Below are 5,392 nucleotides of genomic sequence, written 5' to 3'. Positions count from 1 at the left end.
AAAAAACTATTGTGAGAGTTAAAAAAGGGTTTTATATTTGCACCCGCTAACAAGGAAACGAGTTAACAAAAGAGAAACAAGTTCATAAACATATTGAATTGACAGCGTAAAAATTAATTTGGAAACGAATTAATTTAACAAAGAGAATAGACCATTTTGAGTACTAGAGATTCTGATTAGTTGTTAAAAGCTGTTGCATTACTTAGGTAATAGTGACACACAAAAATTAACGATGAAGAGTTTGATCCTGGCTCAGGATGAACGCTAGCGGCAGGCCTAACACATGCAAGTCGAGGGGTAACATAGTAGCTTGCTACTGATGACGACCGGCGCACGGGTGCGTAACGCGTATAGAATCTACCTTTTGCTGAGGAATAGCCCAGAGAAATTTGGATTAATGCCTCATAGTATGCAGCCTCCTCATGGAGATTGCATTAAAGGTTACGGCAAAAGATGACTATGCGTCCTATTAGCTAGATGGTAAGGTAACGGCTTACCATGGCAACGATAGGTAGGGGCCCTGAGAGGGGGATCCCCCACACTGGTACTGAGACACGGACCAGACTCCTACGGGAGGCAGCAGTGAGGAATATTGGACAATGGAGGCAACTCTGATCCAGCCATGCCGCGTGCAGGAAGACTGCCCTATGGGTTGTAAACTGCTTTTATACAGGAAGAAACAATCTCACGTGTGAGATCTTGACGGTACTGTAAGAATAAGGATCGGCTAACTCCGTGCCAGCAGCCGCGGTAATACGGAGGATCCAAGCGTTATCCGGAATCATTGGGTTTAAAGGGTCCGTAGGTGGATAATTAAGTCAGAGGTGAAAGTTTGCAGCTCAACTGTAAAATTGCCTTTGATACTGGTTATCTTGAATTATTGTGAAGTAGTTAGAATATGTAGTGTAGCGGTGAAATGCATAGATATTACATAGAATACCAATTGCGAAGGCAGATTACTAACAATCAATTGACACTGATGGACGAAAGCGTAGGTAGCGAACGGGATTAGATACCCCGGTAGTCTACGCCGTAAACGATGGATACTAGCTGTTGGACTTCGGTTCAGTGGCTAAGCGAAAGTGATAAGTATCCCACCTGGGGAGTACGTTCGCAAGAATGAAACTCAAAGGAATTGACGGGGGCCCGCACAAGCGGTGGAGCATGTGGTTTAATTCGATGATACGCGAGGAACCTTACCAGGGCTTAAATGTAGATTGACAGGTTTAGAGATAGACTTTTCTTCGGACAATTTACAAGGTGCTGCATGGTTGTCGTCAGCTCGTGCCGTGAGGTGTCAGGTTAAGTCCTATAACGAGCGCAACCCCTGTTGTTAGTTGCCAGCGAGTCATGTCGGGAACTCTAACAAGACTGCCAGTGCAAACTGTGAGGAAGGTGGGGATGACGTCAAATCATCACGGCCCTTACGTCCTGGGCTACACACGTGCTACAATGGTAGGGACAGAGAGCAGCCACTGGGCGACCAGGAGCGAATCTATAAACCCTATCACAGTTCGGATCGGAGTCTGCAACTCGACTCCGTGAAGCTGGAATCGCTAGTAATCGCATATCAGCCATGATGCGGTGAATACGTTCCCGGGCCTTGTACACACCGCCCGTCAAGCCATGGAAGCTGGGAGTGCCTGAAGTCCGTCACCGTAAGGAGCGGCCTAGGGTAAAATCGGTAACTAGGGCTAAGTCGTAACAAGGTAGCCGTACCGGAAGGTGCGGCTGGAACACCTCCTTTCTAGAGAAAGACGACTAATAAGTATCAAAAACTATTATGATAAGTAGTTTATTCTCAAAGCTGTTAATTTAAAATAAAGATTTAGTAGAGTCTCATAGCTCAGCTGGTTAGAGCGCTACACTGATAATGTAGAGGTCGGCAGTTCGAGTCTGCCTGAGACTACTAACTACTAAATATAAAGGAAATTCTAGAAGAGAACTATCCACCAAAAGTCGGCAACAAGCGACTGCATACTGCAGACTGTGGACTGTTAACTTAAAGAAATGGGGGATTAGCTCAGCTGGCTAGAGCGCCTGCCTTGCACGCAGGAGGTCATCGGTTCGACTCCGATATTCTCCACGAATTACGAGAGTAATTAAAGTTCATTGACATATTGAAAAAAGATACATGAAATATGATTAGAGAAATCTAATGTATTTAAAGTAATAATTAGGATTAATTAGAATCACCACGAGCGATATCTAATTAATCATATTATAGTTATAAAATCGTTTATAATTATAATAAACTCATTAAAAAAGCAAAAAGTACAATAAGCTAAATAAGGGCGTATGGGGAATGCCTAGGCTCTCAGAGGCGATGAAGGACGTGATAAGCTGCGAAAAGTTGCGGGGATCTGCACACAAGAATTGATCCGCAAATATCCGAATGGGGCAACCCACTATATTGAAGATATAGTATGCAGTAATGCAAGCAAACCCGGAGAACTGAAACATCTAAGTACCCGGAGGAGAAGAAAACAAAAGTGATTCCGATAGTAGCGGCGAGCGAAATTGGATTAGCCCAAACCAAAGTTGTTACGGCAATTTTGGGGTTGTAGGACCACGATATTTGAAGCACGATGAATTAGAATTGTTTGGAAAGACAAGCCATAGACGGTGATAGCCCGGTATAAGTAAAGACTGTGAATCTAGTGGTATCCTGAGTAGTGCGGGGCACGTGAAACCCTGTATGAAACAGTCGGGACCATCCGATAAGGCTAAATACTCCTGAGAGACCGATAGTGAACTAGTACCGTGAGGGAAAGGTGAAAAGAACCCTGAATAAGGGAGTGAAATAGAACCTGAAACCATACGCTTACAAGCGGTCGGAGCAGACTTGATCTGTGACGGCGTGCCTTTTGCATAATGAGCCTACGAGTTACCGTTGCTAGCAAGGTTAAGTACTTCAGGTACGGATCCGTAGCGAAAGCGAGTCTGAATAGGGCGCTTAGTTAGTAGTGGTAGACGCGAAACCGTGTGATCTACCCATGGGCAGGTTGAAGCTGTAGTAACATACAGTGGAGGACCGAACGGATATACGTTGAAAAGTGTTCCGATGACCTGTGGGTAGGGGTGAAAGGCCAATCAAACTCGGAAATAGCTCGTACTCCCCGAAATGCATTTAGGTGCAGCGTTGATTTATAGTTTTATAGAGGTAGAGCTACTGATTGGATGCGGGGGCTTCACCGCCTACCAATTCCTGACAAACTCCGAATGCTATAAAATGTTAATCAGCAGTGAGGGCATGGGTGCTAAGGTCCATGTCCGAGAGGGAAAGAACCCAGACCATCAGCTAAGGTCCCAAAATATATGTTAAGTTGAACTAACGAGGTTGAACTGCTTTGACAGCTAGGATGTTGGCTTGGAAGCAGCCATTCATTTAAAGAGTGCGTAACAGCTCACTAGTCGAGCGGTTCGGCATGGATAATAATCGGGCATAAACATATTACCGAAGCTATGGGATAGAAATATCGGTAGGGGAGCATTGTAGTGTCGTCGAAGGTGTGATGTGAGTCATGCTGGAGAAGCTACAAAAGAAAATGTAGGCATAAGTAACGATAATGCGGGCGAGAAACCCGCACGCCGAAAGACTAAGGTTTCCTCAGCTATGCTAATCAGCTGAGGGTTAGTCGGGACCTAACGCGAACCCGAAAGGGGTAGTGGATGGACAACAGGTTAATATTCCTGTACCTGCTCTCAATAAAAGTGACGGAGGTGTAAATTTGGTGCGTACTGACGGAATAGTACGTTGAAGCGAGTAGTGATACCGCGATAGTACACTGAGACTTCGGTCAAGGTGATAATCCAGAAAAGCAACTTCCAAGAAAAGCAAGAGAAGCAGCCCGTACCCTAAACCGACACAGGTAGTTGGGATGAGAATTCTAAGGCGCTCGAGAGATTCATGGCTAAGGAATTAGGCAAAATAGACTCGTAACTTCGGGAGAAGAGTCGCCACCCTTCGGGGTGGCCGCAGTGAAAAGGTCCAGGCGACTGTTTATCAAAAACACAGGGCTATGCTAAATTGAAAGATGATGTATATGGCCTGACACCTGCCCGGTGCTGGAAGGTTAAGTGGAGGGTTTAGAAGTTTACTTCGAAGATCTCAAATGAAGCCCCAGTAAACGGCGGCCGTAACTATAACGGTCCTAAGGTAGCGAAATTCCTTGTCGGGTAAGTTCCGACCTGCACGAATGGTGCAACGATCTGGACACTGTCTCAGCCATGAGCTCGGTGAAATTGTAGTATCGGTGAAGATGCCGATTACCCGCTGTGGGACGAAAAGACCCCGTGCACCTTTACTATAGCTTAGTATTGGTTTTGGATAAGTAATGTGTAGGATAGGTGGGAGACTTTGAAGTGGCGTCGCTAGGCGTTGTGGAGTCATTGTTGAAATACCACCCTTTGCTTATCTAGAGTCTAACCTTCGAAGAAGGGACAGTGCTTGGTGGGTAGTTTGACTGGGGTGGTCGCCTCCAAAAGAGTAACGGAGGCTTCTAAAGGTTCCCTCAATACGGTTGGTAATCGTGTGTAGAGTGCAATGGCATAAGGGAGCTTGACTGAGAGACCTACAAGTCGATCAGGTACGAAAGTAGAGCATAGTGATCCGGTGGTTCCGCATGGAAGGGCCATCGCTCAAAGGATAAAAGGTACGCCGGGGATAACAGGCTGATCTCCCCCAAGAGCTCATATCGACGGGGGGGTTTGGCACCTCGATGTCGGCTCGTCACATCCTGGGGCTGGAGAAGGTCCCAAGGGTTGGGCTGTTCGCCCATTAAAGTGGCACGCGAGCTGGGTTCAGAACGTCGTGAGACAGTTCGGTCTCTATCTACAGTGGGCGTTAGAAATTTGAGTGGATCTGACTCTAGTACGAGAGGACCGAGTTGGACTAACCTCTGGTGTATCTGTTGTTCCGCCAGGAGCATTGCAGAGTAGCTACGTTGGGAAGGGATAAGCGCTGAAAGCATATAAGCGCGAAACCCACCACAAGATGAGATTTCTTTAAAGGGTCGTGGGAGATTACCACGTTGATAGGCTATAGGTGTAAAGGCAGTAATGTCATAGCCGAGTAGTACTAATAACCCATAGGCTTATTGTACGCCTGTTTTTTTACTAAGTTCAATATTATTACAACAATCATGTCTCTTATTTTCAATATGTTAAGATATTTGTTCATCTATAGGATGAACGCTGAAGACTCGAGGTGAAAGCCGACAGTCAGCAGCTATAACTTAAGGTGGTTATAGCGATGGGGCTCACCTCTTACCATTCCGAACAGAGAAGTTAAGCCCATTAGCGCCGATGGTACTACATTTGTGGGAGAGTAGGTCGTTGCCTTTTTTAATCCTCAACATTTATTTGTTGAGGATTTTTTTTGCGCTAAACT

At 45.7% G+C, this 5,392-nt stretch carries 2 tRNA genes and 3 rRNA genes; all 5 read left to right on the top strand.

Annotation, left to right across the window (positions count from 1 at the left end):
- Positions 1-229: 229 nt before the first annotated feature.
- The 5 genes from HNQ90_RS17750 (at position 230) to rrf (ending at position 5,346) form a co-directional block, all read left to right on the top strand.
- Positions 230-1,747, top strand: a 16S ribosomal RNA gene (locus tag HNQ90_RS17750).
- A gap of 88 nt (positions 1,748-1,835) precedes the next feature.
- Positions 1,836-1,909: transfer RNA gene (locus tag HNQ90_RS17745), tRNA-Ile, on the top strand.
- A 103-nt stretch (positions 1,910-2,012) separates the two neighbouring features.
- Positions 2,013-2,086 (top strand) — tRNA-Ala (locus tag HNQ90_RS17740).
- A gap of 191 nt (positions 2,087-2,277) precedes the next feature.
- Positions 2,278-5,104 (top strand): 23S ribosomal RNA (locus HNQ90_RS17735).
- Between the two features lie 134 nt (positions 5,105-5,238).
- Positions 5,239-5,346, top strand: a 5S ribosomal RNA gene (gene rrf, locus HNQ90_RS17730).
- Together the 16S, 23S and 5S rRNA genes with 2 tRNA genes alongside form the textbook arrangement of a ribosomal RNA operon.
- The last annotated feature ends 46 nt before the right edge of the window (positions 5,347-5,392 follow it).

The sequence above is a fragment of the Algibacter amylolyticus genome, assembly GCF_014202225.1.
GTDB lineage: Bacteria > Bacteroidota > Bacteroidia > Flavobacteriales > Flavobacteriaceae > Algibacter_B > Algibacter_B amylolyticus.
Note: the sequence above shows the minus strand (reverse complement) of the source record. Positions and strands in the feature narration are given on the sequence as shown.